The organism is Neolewinella persica DSM 23188 (assembly GCF_000373105.1).
Classification (GTDB): Bacteria; Bacteroidota; Bacteroidia; order Chitinophagales; family Saprospiraceae; genus Neolewinella; species Neolewinella persica.
The window spans coordinates 37,433-56,206 of record NZ_KB890423.1 but is presented as its reverse complement, the minus strand read 5'-3'; the positions used below and the strand labels follow the sequence as shown (position 1 = coordinate 56,206).

Below are 18,774 nucleotides of genomic sequence, written 5' to 3'. Positions count from 1 at the left end.
TGTTCAGACCTCAGTGGGCCAAAGCTTCATCTTAATGCCTAAATGTCTCTTAATGGTTACTTACCCCCCCTCCCCTTAGTCCATCTTCTTACTGCCTTAGTGCCTTTGTGGTTACTCCTCGCCTTGCCTATTTACCGCTCACAACCCGCAAGACTACCAGAGAACAAGACAAATTACTATCTTGCCCTCCACCACAAATAACTTACAACATACCTTCATTTGGGTGGTTGTAAATGAAAACCGTCCTGAATGCCCAAATACCAGGTAACCATTGCCGACCGGGAGTACCCGGCCCCCGAAGAAGCCCTGAATGCGCTCGACCTGATCGCTACGGGGGAGGGAACCCATCATCTCCTGCACGACGGTAAGTCATACGTTGTAGAAGTCCTCCGTACCGACGCCGATGCTAAAACCATGTCGCTGCGCGTCAACGGCCGGGAGCACCACCTCCAATTAGCCGATAAAACGGACCAACTGGTAAAAAAACTGGGTTTCTCCGCCGTCAGCGCCATTAAAAGCCTCAACGCGATTGCTCCGATGCCCGGTCTGGTGCTCGACATTATGGTCGCCGTTGGCGATACCGTTACGGATGGTACTCCCCTACTCATCCTGGAAGCAATGAAGATGGAGAACGTCCTGAAATCGGAGGGAGACGGTGTCGTGAAATCCATCTCCGTGAAGAAAGGCGATGCTGTAGAGAAACGGCAGTTATTGATTGAACTGGAGTAATCGTTCCCCGGCACTTGTGCCGGATAGCTCTACTTGCCGGCACAAGTGCCGGGGAACAAAACCAAACCATCATGCAAACCGAATTCCCAAACGTATCTAAAGCCGAATGGCTGGCTAAGGTGGAAAAGGACCTGAAGGGGAAGCCTTTGGAGGGCCTGAACTGGGAGGTGGAAGGAGAAATATATTCGCCGTTCTGGCATCGGGAAGATTTAGCGCATCCGCCGATCGCCATCTCTGAAAAAGGCATACAGTCCGCCAATCATTGGTTGATCGGAGAAAGGATCTACGTTACCGATGTCGGAAAAGGGAATAAGCAAATATTAGAGGCCCTTCTTAACGGTGCCCAGGCGATTAGTATCGTAATGGAAAAGCCACTTGTGGCAACTGATCGAGAACAGCTCTTAAAGGACGTTGAATTGGGCTGGATTTCAGTTTATGAAGAAACTGCGGATGGCATTTCGGGAGAGGGCGTTCGTCACTTTGACGTTAGAAACAAAGAAGAAGAAGCAACATTACGTCAGTTAGCAAAAGCGCTCCACGTCGCCTATCAACAAAATTCAGGGGCTGATTACACGCCGGCTTTCTGGCTAAACAGTTCAGAAGATTTCTTTGTGACCATTGCCCGACTTAGAGCACTTCGTTTGTGTTGGCAGCAAATTCAAGATGCGCTGAAACAAGAAAACACGTGTGAGATTTTTGTACAGGTTAGTCCGGGCCCGGAAGCAAGTGAGCATAACAATAAAATACGGGCAACAACCCAGGCGATGGCTGCAGTCCTTGGCGGGGTGGATGTTCTATTTATTGACCCATCTGATGGCCGTGAAGGCACTGCTTTCTCCAGACGAATTGCGAGAAACGTACAACACTTATTAATTGAAGAGTCCCACCTTGGCAAGGTAACCGACCCCGCCGCCGGCAGCTACTACATCGAAGCCCTGACCGACACCATCGCCAAAAAAATCTGGGAAGAATTCCAGCAAATCAGCAAGCATGGTTAGGCAAATTGATCTGATCCTCTGTACCTCCCTCCGTGCAGCCCTCTGTGAGAAAAACCTGTGAGAAAAAATAGTCGCTAAGCGACCCAAGAAAAATGAAGAAAATCCTTATCGCCAATCGTGGAGAAATTGCCCTCAGAGTCATGCGCACCGCCCGCCGAATGGGCATCAAAACCGTAGCCGTATACTCTGAAGTGGACCGAAACGCACCGCACGTACGTTTCGCGGATGAAGCTGTTTTACTTGGCCCCGCACCGTCTAATCAGTCTTACCTGGTGATGGACAAAGTCATACAGGCCGCTAAAGACACCGGTGCCGATGGCATTCATCCAGGTTATGGCTTCCTGAGTGAAAACGCCACCTTCTCCCAGATGGTAGCCGATGCAGGTATCACCTTCATCGGCCCTCGTCCCCACGCCATTGAGGTAATGGGCAACAAACTGGCAGCCAAAGAAGCCGTAGCTGCCTATGACATCCCAATGGTGCCGGGTATCGAAGAAGCGATCACCGACCTGGAGTTGGCCGCCAGGATTGGCGAAGAAGTAGGCTATCCTATTCTGATTAAAGCCGCCGCAGGCGGTGGCGGCAAAGGTATGCGGGTTGTCGACAACAAAGCCGGTCTTAAGGAAGGCATGGAACGTGCCATCAGTGAAGCGACCTCTGCCTTTGGCGACGGTTCCGTCTTCATCGAAAAATACGTCACCAATCCGCGCCACATCGAGATCCAGGTAATGGCGGACGCTCACGGCAACGTTATCCACCTGTTTGAGCGGGAGTGCAGCGTCCAACGCAGGCACCAGAAAGTAGTAGAGGAAGCTCCGGCCGTTCCACTGAATTTGAACCCTGATCTTCGCGCCCGCATGGGTGAAGCAGCCATAAAATGCGCTAAAGCCTGTGACTACCTCGGCGCAGGTACCGTAGAATTTCTGCTTGACAGTCAGGGTAATTTCTACTTCCTGGAGATGAACACCCGACTACAGGTGGAGCACCCCGTTTCCGAGATCATCTCCGGTGTTGATCTGGTCGAGTTGCAGATCAAGGTGGCCCGTGGGGAAGTGCTCGACATCAAACAAGAAGACCTCAAAATCCAGGGCCACGCCATCGAACTCCGCGTTTACGCAGAAGATCCACTGAACAACTTCCTGCCAAGTATTGGCACCCTGGAGGTGTACGTTAAACCGGAAGGTGAGGGCATTCGTGTCGATGACGGCTTTGAGCAGGGAATGGATGTCCCGATCTACTACGATCCGATGATCGCCAAGTTGATCACTTTTGGCGCTACCCGCGCCGAAGCACTGCAAAAAATGCGGGTGGCCATTGACAATTACCACATCAAAGGCATCGAAACCACTTTATCATTTGGTCGCTTTGTCGTTGACCACGAGGCATTTATAAGTGGCGACTTCGACACGAACTTTGTTAAAGAACATTACTCACCCGAGGCAATTCTTGCTGATCAACACGCTGAAGAAGAGATTGCCGCGCTGGTTGGGGCAAGACTGTTCTCTGAAGCGCAGCAAACCTTGCGGGTTGCCTGTCCTACGGGGCACGCCTGGCAAAATAACCGTCGCTAATGGAACCGATAGATTTTAGTAAGATTCCCTTCCGACGAGTGGTGACCGATAGCGGTAATTCTGGCAGCGAAACGATGACGCCAGAAGGTATTCCCATTAAACCGGTCTACGCTGCCAGCGACATCGAAGGACTTGAGCATCTCGGCTCGGTAGCCGGCCTGCCGCCCTACGTCCGTGGTCCTTACTCCTCCATGTACGCCGTGCGCCCGTGGACGATCCGTCAGTACGCTGGCTTCAGCACTGCTGAGGAAAGCAACGCTTTTTACCGGCGCAACCTGGCGCAGGGACAGAAAGGGCTCTCCGTGGCCTTTGACCTGGCTACCCACCGGGGCTACGATTCTGATCATCCACGAGTAACCGGCGATGTCGGTATGGCTGGGGTCGCGATCGACACGGTGGAGGACATGAAAATGCTTTTTGACCAGATTCCGCTGGATAAAATGTCGGTGTCCATGACTATGAACGGTGCGGTGTTGCCGATCATGGCGTTTTACATTGTAGCTGCCGAGGAACAGGGGGTCTCCCCTGCCCTGCTGTCTGGTACCATCCAGAACGACATCCTGAAGGAATTCATGGTGCGGAATACTTACATCTATCCGCCGGCAGAATCGATGCGGATCGTGGGAGACATTTTCGAATTTACGGCGAAGCACATGCCTAAGTTCAACAGCATCAGCATCAGCGGCTACCACATGCATGAGGCGGGAGCTTCGGCAGACATCGAGCTGGCTTATACGCTGGCCGACGGGTTGGAATACATCCGAACCGGGCTGAAGGCGGGCCTGAAAATTGATGATTTTGCACCACGACTTAGCTTCTTCTGGGGCATTGGGATGAACCACTTTATGGAGATTGCTAAGTTGCGGGCTGGTCGGTTGCTGTGGTCGGAGATCGTCGGTCAATTCAATCCGGAGAACTCAAAATCAATGGCATTGCGGACGCACAGCCAGACCTCTGGATGGAGCCTGACGGCGCAGGACCCTTTTAATAATGTTGCCCGGACAACCATCGAAGCGATGGCTGCGGTCTTTGGCGGCACCCAGAGTTTACACACTAATTCGCTGGATGAAGCCATCGCTTTACCCACCGATTTTTCGGCAAAAATTGCTCGGGACACCCAGAAGTACTTGCAACAGGAAACGGGCATTACCCGGGTGGTTGATCCATGGGGCGGTAGCTATTATGTAGAAAAACTGACCGCACAACTGGCCGAACGGGCCAGAGAATTGATGTCAGAGATCGAAGAACTCGGGGGGATGGCCAAGGCGATTGAGCAGGGCGTCCCCAAGCTGCGCATTGAGGAGGCGGCGGCGCGTAAGCAGGCCCGGATTGACGGCGGAACGGACAAGATAATTGGCGTCAACCTGTTTCCCAACCTTGACGAGGAGGAAGTGATTGACGTACTGGAGGTAGACAATAAGGCCGTTCGTGAAGGACAGGTGACCCGCCTTAAAGAAGTAAAAGCAAACAGGGATTCGGGCGCGGTCGCAGGTGCACTGGAGGCTTTAAAGCAATGTGCGGAAACCGGCAAGGGTAACCTTCTTGGGATGGCCGTTGCCGCAGCAAGAGCCCGGGCAACCCTCGGGGAAATCTCCGACGCTATGGAAGCCAGTTTTGGGCGCTACCGCGCCACTAACCGCATCATCAGCGGAGCCTATGCTAACGAAATGAAACACAACGACGACTTTCAAGCGGCACGGGGCCTCACTAAAGCCTTTGCTGAAGCCTACGGTCGACAGCCCCGCATCCTGGTCGCTAAACTGGGGCAGGATGGCCACGACCGGGGGGCGAAGGTCATCGCCTCGAGCTTTGCCGACATCGGTTTCGACGTCGACGTAGGTCCGCTGTTCCAAACCCCGGAAGAAGCCGCGCGTCACGCCGTTGAAAACGACGTTCACATCCTGGGTATCTCCTCTCTTGCCGCGGGGCACAAGACATTGGTACCACAAACCATCGCTGCCCTGAAAAGCTACGGTGCGGACAACATCCTGGTCGTAACCGGCGGTGTGATCCCCGAACAAGATTACCAATTCCTTTACGATCATGGTGTCGCCGCCATCTTCGGCCCTGGAACGGTCATCGCTAAAGCGGCGTCTACTATTTTAAAAATCATGCTACCTTGATGCGACGTGAAAAATTAATCACAATAAATGCACTGCCCCCCCTGCAACAAGGAGCGTAGCGACTGGCCTTCAACCGGAGCGTAAGCGACCCTGCAACACTTGCAACTATGGACCAAAGCCCAATCGGTTTTCTACTACTGGCCCTTACGGGCCTTGCCACCTACTCCGCCCTCAACCATACCGAGGTCAGGGAGCGGTACTTGTTGTGGACCGACGGCGTACTAATCAGAAAAGAATACGACCGATTGTTTACCTCCGGGTTTCTGCACGGCGACTGGATTCACTTTGCCTTCAATATGATGGCACTGCTGAGCTTTAATCAGGTTCTCGAATTACGGTTCGGCATCTGGTATTTCCTCCTGATCTACTTCATGAGTATGCTGGGGGGAAGTTTGCTGGCTTTATACATCCACCGAAACCACGGGGAGTACCGTGGCCTGGGGGCTTCTGGGGCGGTAAGCGGTGTCATCATGGCTTTCATCGTTCTCTACCCCAACGCAGATCTTAGCTTCCCGTTTATTGATATCGGCATCAAAGCCTGGGTCATCGGCTTTCTCTTCGTCATCATCTCCATCTTTGGGATGAAGTACCAGAAAGACAACATCGGTCACGACGCCCACCTCGGTGGAGGTATCACCGGAGTACTACTTGCACTGGCCCTGGAGCCTTCCCTGGCTATCGAAAACTGGTGGATGGTCCTCCTCATCATGGTCCCTTCGCTGATCTTCTTCTTCATTCTCCTGCGTAACCCCGCCATCATGTACGTTGAGAACTACTGGGGAGAAGAAGCCCACCAGTTAAAGATCTACAAAATGCCCAAAAAGAAACAACCCACCCTCGATGAATTATTGGATAAAATATCCAACCAAGGCATCGATTCCCTCACCTCTAAAGAAAAAAACCTCCTCGAAGACTACCAACGCAACCTGTAACCGATCCCGGAGGGATCAAATCGCTTTAACCCCGGCCGAACGAGTGCGTAAGCACGAGTGAAGTCCGGGGCACCCCCCACGCCGAACGAGTGCGTAAGCACAAGTGAAGTCCGGGGCTCCCCCCACGCCGAACGAGTGCGTAAGCACGAGTGAAGTCCGGGGCACCCCCCACGCCGAACAAGTGCGTAAGCACGAGTGAAGTCCGGGGCACCCCCCACGCCGAACAAGTGCGTAAGCACAAGTGAAGTCCGGGGCTACCCCCATGCCGAACGAGTGCGTAAGCACAAGTGAAGTCCGGGGCTACCCCCACGCCGAACAAGTGCGTAAGCACAAGTGAAGTCCGGGGCTACCCCCACGCCGAACAAGTGCGTAAGCACAAGTGAAGTCCGGGGCTACCCCCACACCGAACAAGTGCGGAGCACAAGTGAAGCTCCGGAATAGCCCCAAACTAAGCCGGGCACGCAGCATAAAGTGAAGTCAACGAGATACAATACGATACATGCCGGCGCAGCCGGCGCACCCCATCAACCATGAAGCCACAAGACATACTCCACCAAAAACTAGCCAAAGCCCACCTCGGCGGAGGCCAATCCCGTATCGAAAAGCAGCATGCCAAGGGCAAGCTAACTGCCAGGGAACGCGTCCATATCTTATTAGACGCCGGAAGCTTTGAAGAAATCGGTGCGCTGGTGACCCACCGCACCACCGATTTCGGGATGCAGGAACAGGTTTTTTACGGAGATGGTGTAATTACCGGCTACGGCACCGTAAACGGAAGACTGGTCTACGTCTATGCCCAGGACTTCACCGTCTTCGGCGGCTCTTTATCAGAAACGCACGCGGAGAAAATCTGTAAGGTGATGGACATGGCCGTAAAAGTCGGTGCTCCCCTACTGGGCCTTAATGACAGTGGTGGTGCACGGATTCAGGAAGGCGTGCGCTCATTGGGTGGCTATGCTGACATCTTTTACCGCAACGTACAGGCCAGCGGGGTTATACCCCAGCTATCGGCCATCATGGGCCCCTGCGCCGGAGGTGCAGTGTACAGCCCGGCGATGACGGATTTCACCATCATGGTGGAGAACACCAGTTACATGTTCGTTACCGGCCCGAACGTGGTAAAGACGGTGACCAACGAAGAGGTCACCAGCGAAGAATTGGGCGGAGCAAGCACGCACTCTACCAAATCAGGTGTGACGCACTTGACGGCAGCCAATGACGTCGACTGCCTGAACAAACTTAAAACCCTGCTCAGCTATCTGCCGCAGAACTGCGAAGAAAAGCCAGTTGCCCTACCCTACGAACTAGGGACTGAAGTACGGGAACAGCTGGAAGGACTCGTCCCGGAATCCGCCAACCAACCGTACGATATGCGGACGGTGATCAACGGCATCATTGACGAAGATACCTTCTTCGAAATTCACGAAAATTATGCGGATAACATTGTAGTCGGTTTTGCCCGCCTGGCGGGCCGTAGTATCGGCATCGTAGCCAACCAGCCAATGAGTTTGGCGGGCGTCCTGGACGTAGAATCCAGCAAAAAGGCCGCCCGCTTCACCCGTACCTGCGATTGCTTCAACGTACCACTGCTGGTACTTGTCGACGTTCCTGGCTTCCTGCCCGGTACCGATCAGGAATGGAACGCCATCATCACCAACGGCGCGAAGCTACTTTATGCCCTAAGCGAAGCCACCGTCCCCCGCATCACCGTGATCACCCGTAAAGCCTACGGCGGTGCCTACGACGTGATGAACTCCAAGCACATCGGTGCAGATATGAACTTCGCCTGGCCGACGGCAGAGATTGCCGTTATGGGCGCCAAAGGCGCCAGTGAGATCATCTTCCGCCGGGAGATCATGGCGGCCGATGACCCTACCGCAAAACTCGCCGAGAAGGAGGCTGAATACGCGAAGACTTTCGCGAATCCTTACCGCGCGGCGCAGCGCGGTTTCATCGACGAAGTAATCCTACCGAAGGATACCCGCCGGAAGCTGATCAAGGCTTATGGGATGTTGGAGGATAAGGTGGTGAAGGGGCCGCGGCGGAAGCATGGGAATATTCCGCTGTAGGAGATAGTTGAGTAAATGAATGATGGAATCAGAGAATAGCTGCCGCATGGGGTCGCTCGCTGCGCTCGTGTGCCGCTTTCACTTATTCGCAATCTTACCTGTCAGTAGAAGGACGTAATAATTGGATTCTCATAGGAAAGTTTATGGATTTTAGGGAAGGCTCCTTTCATTAAAAGCCTTATTTGCACCTGCGACCGCGCCTAAAAGCTTTACCAACTTTAGTTATAATGCATAGTGGGACTATTCTCCTGAACTTTGTGGTGAACCCAGCGGAATCCTAACTACTATTTACCAAGATAGAGTGATTTATACCACTAAGCTTCTTCTTTCCAACCTGGATTCTTAGCAACCGGCTTAACGTATAGTAGTATGTAGGGAGATTAGAGTAACAACCTCTGAACGCTTTGAACACTCATCCCTAAATACCCTGATTATGCATAGAAACACCATTATTCGCAACCTGATCATCCTTCTTTTATTCTTTGGATATGGATGTACAACCTATCCAATTCCACCATTAGACTCGGACGAAAACAACGGTGGCAGGCTTGAGCTTACCACCAAAACCGTGGAGCCTAAAAAAGTAAGCGGCGGTAGATTTCCACCAGTACGGATTGATCCGGACATTAAGCTTAATGAGCCTACAACGCCTTACATAGTTCCGAACGGCCCACTAAGAGGAAAAATGGAACCACTGAATACGTCTTCCAAACTTGATAAAATGGGCGACATCAACCAAGCCGTAACTTTTGAGGAGTACGACGAAATTGGCGATTCTCCTCAAACTTCCGGAAGATTTCCTGAGCCCAGCGTAGCTGCTAACGGTAATACCGTGATGATGTCTGGTAACTGGTTCATTTCTCTTTCGCTGGATGGAGGACAAAGCTTTAACAGCGTCAACCCAACCACCATTTTCCCACAGGACTACGGTGGCTTCTGCTGTGACCAGGTGCTTCACTACGTACCGGAATACGACCTGTTTGTATGGCTGCTGCAATACCAAACTAACGGTGCCGGGACCAACGCCATTCGCATTGCCGTTCAAAATACCCAACAAGTACGGTCCAGTAACGGAACTGCCTGGACCTACTGGGATTTCACCAATACGACATTTGCTTCCAGCGGAGCACTTGACTACAACGACATGAGTGTCGGCAACAGCTTTCTGTATTGGACAAGTAGTATTATTGGTGGAGACCGTCATGTTGTTCGCGTACCACTTTCTCAACTGGCAGCTGGATCTACGGTTAACTTTCAGTTTACAGGAACTACCGATGCCTTTTGGTCGCACGTGACCCAAAATAGTAATAACGGCGTCTATTGGGCTGGACACGAAGACAACAGTACCATGAAGGTGTACAGTATGATGGACGGTGATGGATTCTATAGCTGGCGCGACGTAGCCGTTAACTCCTGGCCGAATAACACCATGACCTCCACTACTGCAGATGGTAGCGACTGGCTGGCGGACGGCAGCTGGAAAACCTATGTACGAGCTGCTGCAGTTAGCGGTAATAAACTTTATTTCGCCTGGAACGCGGGCACCAATAGCAATTTCCCAGAACCTCATATTCAGATCGTGGAAATAAACCGCAATAACTTCCGTCTCACCAACCAAATGCAGGTCTGGAATCCTGGTTTTGCATTTGCTTATCCCTATTTTGACATTAATGACAAAGAGGAAATTGGTATGATCACTGCCTTCGGTGGAGGACCTTATAATGCCAGTAGTGGTGTTGGCGTTTGGGGCGATTTTGTCATTTATTATCCCCGGCTGAGTACCCGTAGCACCACTCGATATGGTCATTATCATACCGTGAGAACTACCGGAAGAGATAGACTGGATTGGGCTGCAAGTGGCTATACTTATGGTAGTGGAGGTAGTATTATTCCCTACTACGTTCGCTTCAGGCACTAGTCAAGAAAGATTCAGGCGATAAGAAAAGATCCGCTTGGGTCAAGATGCAGGTCGTAAAATGCTGGCCGAATGTACCATCTACCTTCCCCACCCTCAAACCGACCGATCCCCTTCAAAACCCAACCACACAGGCAGCGGATTTGTTTTTGTCATCAATTTAAGTGCCTTTACCTGTATTTTGGGGTCGACTATACCCAATAACTGAAATTAATGCGCCTTAGCTGCTCCGCCGGATATCTCGGTGGTTTGATACTCTCTTTCCTTCTTTTTTCTACCGTTAACGCTCAAGACACCAGTGCTCCCACCATTCAAATCTGTGGTGGGGACCAGTTCGTTTGCCTGCAGGACTCTACCCTCGACTTGTGCGTAACGGTAGCCATCGACCCCGATTTTGAAGGCATCGTGGACTCCTTGTCCATTACCTGGGGGGATGGCTCGGACCCTCAGTTTTTCTATGACGGCACCGCTTCATTTAACCGTACTCATCGTTATGACTTCAGCGACTTTTACCTCACTTGCCAGTACGAGTTGTCGGGTACGTTTGTTATTCTGACCTCCTACATAGCCGGGGCTGACAATCCTAATCAAAACATTATTCCTTTAACGGTCCGGAATCCGCCGCAAGCCATGTTCGGTAATTTTCCAAGTATCGTCTGTCAGGGAGAAACGGTCGACTTTGGCGCAAGCGCCTGCCCCGCAGAAGCACTGACGCTGGAGTTTGACTTTGGAAATGGTTACTCGGACACCACGACAAATACTTATCCAAATACCGGCGTTTTCCCGGTGACGCTACGCGCCACCAACCCTTGTGGTCAGGACTCCGTCACCGGTTTTGTGACCGTGATCGAGGGACCAAACATCATTGCCTTCCCGGATTCCAATCTGACCGGACCGAATACCATGCCTTACCAGGTTTGCCTGGACAGTGTCTCTCCCATTCGGGTAAACGCTTCCATGTCAACCGGGCTTACGGACTGGAGTTGGACCGTTAGTCCGGATACCGGAGCCGTAGTAGCTGATACCTCTGCCTTGATCACTACCGTGAGTTTTACGGAGGCGGGCTTATACACGGTTTTGTTTACCGGGTTGAATGAAGATTGCGGCGTAGAAGAAGTTACTTCCTTTCAAGTAGAAGTAGTGAATGCGGCAATACTCAGGTTGGCCCCGCAGGAAGATGCTTGTTTATCGTTAAGCTATAGTCCAAGCCCTTTGAATCAAGCGGCCACTTACCTGGTCAACGGAGACACGATTCAACCGGGAGATTTTCCCGTCAACCTTCCCCCCGGAAGCTATCGGGTGGACGCAGAGATCATTGATACCACCGCGCTTTGTGCTACGCCACCGTTAGTGGATTCCTTCAACGTCACGTCCCAGGAAGTTGCCGCTATTGGTATTCCGGACACTACTGTTTGTGATCAAAGCCAGCCGTTTGCCCTGCGGGCCAGCCCCGCCACCGGAGGGATCTGGCGAGTAGATAACCGGGAGTTTGACGGCATTTTTGATCCGGCAGCTTATAGCGAAGGAGACTACGTGGTTAGCTATGGCCGGGACTCTTGCCTGATTAGCGATCAGGTAGTTATTACGGTTGTCGGTGCCAGCGTCACCGTACCTGAAGATCTGGAACTGTGCGATGATGACGCCCCAGTCACCTTTTCGGGCGCTCCCTCAGGTGGTCTCTTCAGCGGAGCAGGCGTCCAGCCTGACGGCTTTTTTGATCCGGGCCTGACTGGGGAGGGAGTCTATCCGCTAACCTATCGCTTTGAAAGTGCTGCACTTCCAGGTTGCAGTAGTCAGGACACCTTTACGGTAACCGTAGCTGAATTAGTCACCAGTTTCGAGGTCTCCGATTGTGATGGCAACGAGCTTTGCTTCACGGCGCCCGTGGGTGTAGCTTACGATTCCTTACGCTGGATCATTGCGGATAGTACGCTTGATGTTACTTCCGGCGATGCTTGTTTCACTTTTCCCGGCCCGGGGGATTACCCCGTCCGCCTGGAAGTACAACGCGGCAATTGTACGGCCTTTGCGCTTCAAAACATCCGCGTTGCACCTGCGCCCGCGCCCTCTTTTGCTTTGGTTTATGATCCGGACCGCTGCTCCGGCCTTGAAGTATCGATCGTAAACAATTCGAATAGCGGGGCAGAGCTAACCTACAACTGGATGCTTAACGGGGAAACTTTCAGCGATTTGCGCCAGCCCCCTTCATTAACGCTGGCCTCGGTTATCCGGGACTCTGTCTTCGAGATCAGCCTGGCGTTGAGCAACGGCTGTGAAACCCGTCAGTTTTTCGAATCTGTCGTCACCCGGCCGCTGCCGCAAAGTCGCTTTTCCACCGATCAGGTGGCCTATTGTTCCGGTGACACAATTCAGCTTTCGAGCAACGTTTTTGGCCGGCCAGACAGCTACCGGTGGGTGGTAGATGGAATGCTGCTAAGTACCGATTCCATCCCACCACTGATCGTACGGGAAACTGGGGGTCTGGACACCGTTGAGGTGTGCCTGCAAATTGCCAGCGTTTGCGGCCGGGACACCTTGTGCCGGGACGTTATCGTCACCCCATCCGATGTTTCTGCCTTCTTTAACGTGAGTGCAACTACTCTTTGTGTTGGCGATACCCTTTTCCTGATGAGCGGTGCTTCTAATGGCGTACCCGTATTGTACGATTTTGGTAATGGACAGGGCAGCAGCCAGCCGAATCCTTATGTTGTCTATGAGTTGCCGGGGACCTACCGGATCAGCCAGCGGGCCTTTGGCTGCGGCGAAGATGAGTTTTTGAATCAGGTAGAGGTACTGGCAGCGCCAAATGCCTCTTTCAGGAATCCCAACTTCGTCTGCCCTAATGAACCCGTTGAATTCATCAACACCAGTGCCAATGGACTGGCCGTCAGTTGGGATTTTGGTGACAGCACTGCACTCAGCGAAGACTTCAGCCCAATACACACTTATACCACACCCGGTAGCTACCGCGTCTGCCTGACGGTGACCAACCCCGATCCTGCCGGGTGTGACCGGCAGGTATGTCAAGTAATGGAAGTATTTCCGACACCGGAGGCCGGCTTTATGGCGAGCGACAGCGTCTGTCAGAACGGGACAGTTTTGTTCTCTTCCACCGCCGCGGGAGGTTTAGCCTGTACGTATGATTTTGGCGACGGTAACTTTGGTGTCAGTTGTACGGCTGAGAATACCTACACGTCGTCGGGAACCTTTCTTGCGACCCAAACCGTGACGGACCTGAACGGCTGCCGGGACAGCAGCTCACAACGTGTCTTCATCCGGCCGGTACCCCAGCCGGACTTCAGTTTTGCCGTCAGAACTGCCTGTGATTCAGACTCCGTACGTTTTACCAATGAAACTACCAGAGCCAACGGGTTTTTCTGGGATTTTGGTGACGGCACGACTTCAACGGCCACCAACCCCATTCATCGCTATCCGGCATCAGGCCCTTATACCGTCACCCTGCGTGCTACCCAGGGAGGTATTTGCTTTGCCGAAAGCTCCCAGGAAATCATTATCCGGGAAGCACCGATTGCCGACTTAGAAGTTGACGTCCAGGACGTCTGCTTTGGCGAATTCGTCAATTTCAGCAGCCTCGCTACGGGTGATGTCGAAGAACATTTCTGGAATTTCGGCGACGGTACAGCCTCCTTTGACCCAAACCCTTCCCATGAGTTTACCTCCCCGGGAACTTACGAAGTGGTCCTCACCGTAGCGGGAGATACGCGCTGTTCGGACAGTACCTCCGTTTTTGTCACCGTTCATCCACCCGTCATTGCTGAGTTTGACCGGCGGGAAGAAGTTATCTGTAATGGCGACAGTAGTGGATTGCTTTCGCTCATTGTTACGTCGGGCACACCACCATATGATTATGATTGGTCACACGGCCGGAACACGCCAATTGTTGACCAGCTTACGGCGGGTACTTACTCGGTAAGCATCACTGATCGGGAAGGCTGCAAATTTCAAACGGAGGCCACCTTTACTGAAACTGCCCCGCTGACGGCAATTCCTTCCGTGACGCGGGTAACGTGCGCGAATGGTGCCGATGGAGCAGTAGCCCTCGATATTGACGGCGGCGTTCGTCCCTACACCGTTTCCTGGACCGGCGGAACCAGCGACCAGAATGCAACTGGCTTATTCGCAGGAGCTTACTTGATAACGGTTACGGATGTAAACGGCTGCAGGTTTGATGTTCCGGTAACGGTGCCAGAAAACCCGCCAATCCTTAGTCAGGATTCTGTGCAGCAAATAAGTTGTTATGGCGCTATGGACGGCGCCATCCGGTTCCGGTCTATTTCGGGCGGTGTCCCTCCCTATCAAATCAATATTGTTGGTACAAATTACCAGGAAAGTGGATTGGGCATATCACGGTTTGACGGCCTTGGACCTGATTTCTACAGTGTGGAGCTCATTGACTCTGCTGGCTGTGTACTGGATTTTGAAAGACAGATCATCGAGCCTGATCCCGTCTCCGTAGATATTCTGGAGGATACGATTTTTCTTGAATTAGGAGAAGAAGTAGCGCTGAATACGATCCTGTTTAATGCCGATGATCCTATTTTTCGCTGGACGCCTTCGGCGGGATTGGATTGTACCGATTGCCAGTCGCCGATTGCCCGACCCTTTTCCAATACAACCTACCTGCTCTCTATGCAGGGTGACCGTGGCTGCCCGGCCAGCGATGAGGTGTACATCAGGGTAAACCTTGGCCGGGAGGTATACATTCCAAACACATTCACCCCGAATGCTGACGGGCGCAATGACATTTTCAGGGTACGTAGCAACTTTGAAAAGAGTATAGAAACAATTGAGTTTTTTGAGGTTAGGGATCGCGGTGGCCAGCTACTCTTCTCCGCCGAAGACTTCCCGCCAAACGACCTCGCCTTTGGTTGGGACGGGCGTTTCAACGGCACCAAGGTTGTCCCTGGCTACTACGTCTACCAGGCCAAAGTCCGCTACGTAGACGGCGAGACAAAAGAGTTGAGTGGAAGTGTCCGGGTTTTCCATTAATCGGAAGTGCTAAAGTTTAGTTAGGCTGCTTACGAGCGAGGCGAGCATCCAAATGCGGTAGTACTATTTGACTATCTGACTACTTAACTAATAAGGCGCGGCCGCAGGTGCCAGGTAAGTTTTTCAACAAGCAAGAAACCAACGTTTATGTTATCCCAAAAACTACTTTTTTGTCTGCTCCTTATTGCAGGTACACTACACGGCCAGGATGGCCTGTTCACAAATTTCGACGAGGCCAGCTTTTACCACAACCCTGCGCTAACGGGTTTCATCCCAGGAGATGCCACCACTCGCTTGCAAGTCAGGGCCAGAGAACAATGGCGCAGCTTTTTGGGTACGGGCGCGTATCGAACGATGACGACTGGCATTGAGCAACGATTTTGTGGTAATGACGACGGTGATTACTTTGCTTTTGGGGCCAACGTGCAGGCGGATTGGCAGGGAGATCCCAGTCTGCGAAGAATCAATCTGTTCGGCAGTTTTGCCTATACCAAAGATTTCTCGTCCCGTTTCCAGACGCGCCTACTCAGCGCAGGTGTGGAGGCTGGTTATTTACAGTTCAACCTGGAGCAGGGCAGCCTTACCTTCGACGATCAGTTTGACGACCCGGGGTTACCGGATGAGGCCCTGGGCTTTCAGAACCTCCTGCTTTTTGATTATGGTGTCGGCATTTTTTTTACCCAGTTCTCGAAGGCGAAGTCGGGCTACGGTTTTAATGCCGGCATTTCAGCCAAGCACCTTGGTCAGCCCGAACTGAGGTTTATTGACAACCCCGCCACTGACAATCAGACGAGCGTCAACCTCCCTACCCGTTGGACAATCCATGCGGGTGGGAACAACCTACCTACACCGGCATTGGGCAATACAACCCTAAGCGTGCTCGGGTTAGTGAGCGTTCAAGGTCCGCACAACCAAATTCTGGGTCGGGTACTGCTCAACCTGGAAAGGACCAAAACCGGAGACGGAAAATACCTTTCGCTTGGGGCAGCCTACCGAATGAATATCGGCGTGAACGGATTAGGGTCTGATGCTTTAATCATTGTCGGACAGTGGAACGGGCCCGGCTACCGGTTTTCTGCTAATTACGACATGAACGTTTCGCGTCTTCGTTCAGCGACGAATAGTGTGGGGGCCATTGAGCTTTCGTTCTTCAACTTCTTTGGTAAGGCGTCTTGTATTCGTTGCCCCAGGTGGTAAAAGGGAGATGGATTGGTCAGTGAGAAAGTCCATCTGCCGGGCTGCGCAAAGTAGAAAGGGGAAAGCAATGAGAGCACCAGTTGGTGTCCTTTTCATAAGCAGCTTACAGAAGCAGTTATGCAAAAGTCTCCCACTTCTCCTGAGGAATACCATATTCCTTTCCGGTGCCCTTTACCTTTCACAAAAAAGCTTTATGTGTTTTGTATCTTCCTGAGGTTATTTAAGTACTGATAGTAGTTCTGTTCCCTGACCTTGGAAGCGACTGCCCCCAATCCTGATCCTTATGCAACAGCGATGGTACCCCACCCTGCTTATCCTACTCCTCCTTTGCACCTGCGTCCGCGCCCAAACCGACGACGGGTTCGACTATTTTCCTCCAATGAGACCTCCCGCTGGCCAACTGGATTTCTTAACTAAGGAGGGAGATCCAAAGTTTCCGAAAGCAAACCTTGTCCAGTTTGCAAAGGAATTCAGCGATAGTGAGCGTTTAACGGAACGAACACCTACGCAACTGCGTATTGGAAACAACCGGCTCTCTTCGGATACCATAATTGTGAAGTTGCATCAGGAAAATGCTTCTGGTTCCGAGTGGCTGACCCTCTTCAATTTTGGGGTCGGTGTTAATGACCCACAAAATGAAATGTGGAAAATGATCGGTACCTACAGTGGCGTCCAGTACAATAATTCGTGTTTTTACCTGAAACTTGGAGGGGAAGAGCTCAGTACTTTACAGGCGACTGCCATCATTGGCACACTGGTAATATCCACGGGCATAGAATTCCCTTTCTCTTTACCTGCCTGGGGTGAATTTCCTGACGCTGCTCAACAGGCAGCATACCTGAATGCGGTAGAGGTGCTGTCAGAACGAGTAGACAAGCTGGTTAGCCACCTTGTCCCCAAAGACCGGATGATTTACGCCACCCATCCTGACCGGCCGCTTACCGCCGCTGAACGGACCTTCGGCCTGGTGCAATTCTGGACGGAAGCTAAATATAATTTCGCCTACTTCGATCAGGTACCGGAGCTCAATTGGGATGCTGCCTTGCAGGAATACTTACCGTTGGTGCAGGCGGCTGAGGATGACGCTTCGTACTATCGGTTACTAGAACAATTTTGTGCACTACTTAAGGATGGGCATACGAATATTTATCCGCCGGCACACGTTGCGCAGCAATTCGACCGGCCGCAATTGAAAATAGAACTCGTTGACGGCGCGCCCGTTGTCGTAAACCGGTCCGAGGGGCTTAGTTACATGATACCGCTGGGTGCCCGAATCACTTCGGTGAATAACCAACCCGTTGCTGCTTACCTGGAAGAGCACATTTACCCCTATATTTCGATCGGCAGTGACCACGTGCGCCAGCGTTGGGGGGCTCATGATGTTCTGAAAGGACCGGCAGGAAGTAACGTCGGCTTTAGCTACCAGAAAGTTGAGGGAATGGGAGGCAGCGCCACCCTACCGCGCAACCGCAACAGTAGCGACATCACCTGGGAGGTGCCTGATCCAGATTGGTTTTTGACAAAATTTGAAATGCTCGAAGGTGACGTGGGGCGTTTGACCCTAAACTCTTTTGGCAACAGCAGGGCGGCGGAAGAATTTTTGGAATACCTTCCTGAAATCCGAAAGTGCAGGAAGTTGATCATCGATCTAAGGGAAAATGGTGGCGGAAATTCAGGCGTCGGATATGACATGCTGAAATACTTTACGGATAAACCACTGCTGACCTCGTCGTGGCAGACCCGCGAACACCGGGCCGCAAACCGGGCCTGGGGTAAATTTGTTGCCAAAGATGATCCCACAACCCTAAGCGAATGGGATCGGAACAACCAGAAGATGTATTTCGGGGAGGTTTGGCACATTGCTCCTGCTGATACTATCCAGCCTGCCGATGATCCGATGCCGGATATGCCCGTCGCAGTTTTAGTGAGCAATTATACTGCCTCCGCTGCTGAAGATTTCCTGGTGGCCGCAGACGTGCTTGAAAATTTCACCTTCATCGGAGAGCCAAGTTTTGGGAGTACCGGACAGCCGCTGATGCTATCGCTACCCGGAGGTGGCTCTGCAAGGATATGCACTAAGCGGGATACCTATCCGGATGGGAAAGTGTTCGTAGGGCCCGGAGTGAGCGTTGACATTCATGTTACCCCATCGATCCGGGACTATCTTGACGGCCGGGATGTTGTGCTAGCGAAAGCATTGGAAGTCTTGAAATAGTTCGCTTGACTGACC

Annotated in this window: 10 protein-coding genes; all 10 read left to right on the top strand. The window is 52.2% G+C overall.

The genetic code is table 11. The features are described from left to right. Window positions 1-249 precede the first annotated feature (249 nt). The 10 genes from B036_RS0108140 to B036_RS0108095 all read left to right on the top strand — a co-directional run bounded on the left by B036_RS0108140 (window position 250) and on the right by B036_RS0108095 (window position 18,759). Window positions 250-729 (top strand): acetyl-CoA carboxylase biotin carboxyl carrier protein subunit, encoded by a 480-nt coding sequence (locus tag B036_RS0108140; RefSeq protein ID WP_020568203.1) that lies wholly within the window; start codon window positions 250-252, stop codon window positions 727-729. A 71-nt stretch (window positions 730-800) separates the two neighbouring features. Then, window positions 801-1,727, top strand: coding sequence for a methylmalonyl-CoA mutase family protein (locus B036_RS0108135; RefSeq protein ID WP_020568202.1), 927 nt, complete (start codon window positions 801-803; stop codon window positions 1,725-1,727). Between the two features lie 92 nt (window positions 1,728-1,819). Next, complete coding sequence (locus B036_RS0108130; protein WP_020568201.1) at window positions 1,820-3,298, top strand: acetyl-CoA carboxylase biotin carboxylase subunit; 1,479 nt, start codon at window positions 1,820-1,822, stop codon at window positions 3,296-3,298. Beyond that, window positions 3,298-5,421 (top strand): methylmalonyl-CoA mutase, encoded by a 2,124-nt coding sequence (gene scpA, locus B036_RS0108125; RefSeq protein ID WP_020568200.1) that lies wholly within the window; start codon window positions 3,298-3,300, stop codon window positions 5,419-5,421. Before B036_RS0108130 ends, scpA begins: the two co-directional genes overlap by 1 nt. Before the next feature lie 107 nt (window positions 5,422-5,528). Next, window positions 5,529-6,353: a rhomboid family protein gene (locus B036_RS0108120; protein ID WP_020568199.1), complete on the top strand. Its 825-nt coding sequence runs from the start codon at window positions 5,529-5,531 to the stop codon at window positions 6,351-6,353. Between the two features lie 530 nt (window positions 6,354-6,883). Next, the gene (locus B036_RS0108115) at window positions 6,884-8,422 is read left to right on the top strand and encodes an acyl-CoA carboxylase subunit beta (RefSeq protein ID WP_020568198.1); all 1,539 of its coding nucleotides are present in this window, start codon (window positions 6,884-6,886) and stop codon (window positions 8,420-8,422) included. Window positions 8,423-8,855: 433 nt separating this feature from the next. Then, entirely contained in the window at window positions 8,856-10,340 is a 1,485-nt protein-coding gene (locus B036_RS0108110) for a hypothetical protein (RefSeq protein ID WP_020568197.1), read from the top strand. 210 nt (window positions 10,341-10,550) lie between these two features. Next, a complete protein-coding gene (locus B036_RS0108105; RefSeq protein ID WP_020568196.1) occupies window positions 10,551-15,347 on the top strand; it encodes a PKD domain-containing protein in 4,797 nt (1,598 codons plus the stop codon). Window positions 15,348-15,494: 147 nt separating this feature from the next. Beyond that, window positions 15,495-16,544 (top strand): PorP/SprF family type IX secretion system membrane protein, encoded by a 1,050-nt coding sequence (locus B036_RS0108100; protein ID WP_020568195.1) that lies wholly within the window; start codon window positions 15,495-15,497, stop codon window positions 16,542-16,544. Window positions 16,545-16,827: 283 nt separating this feature from the next. Continuing rightward, on the top strand, window positions 16,828-18,759 hold the full coding sequence (locus tag B036_RS0108095) for a S41 family peptidase (RefSeq protein WP_044102140.1): 1,932 nt from the start codon (window positions 16,828-16,830) through the stop codon (window positions 18,757-18,759). Window positions 18,760-18,774 lie beyond the last annotated feature (15 nt).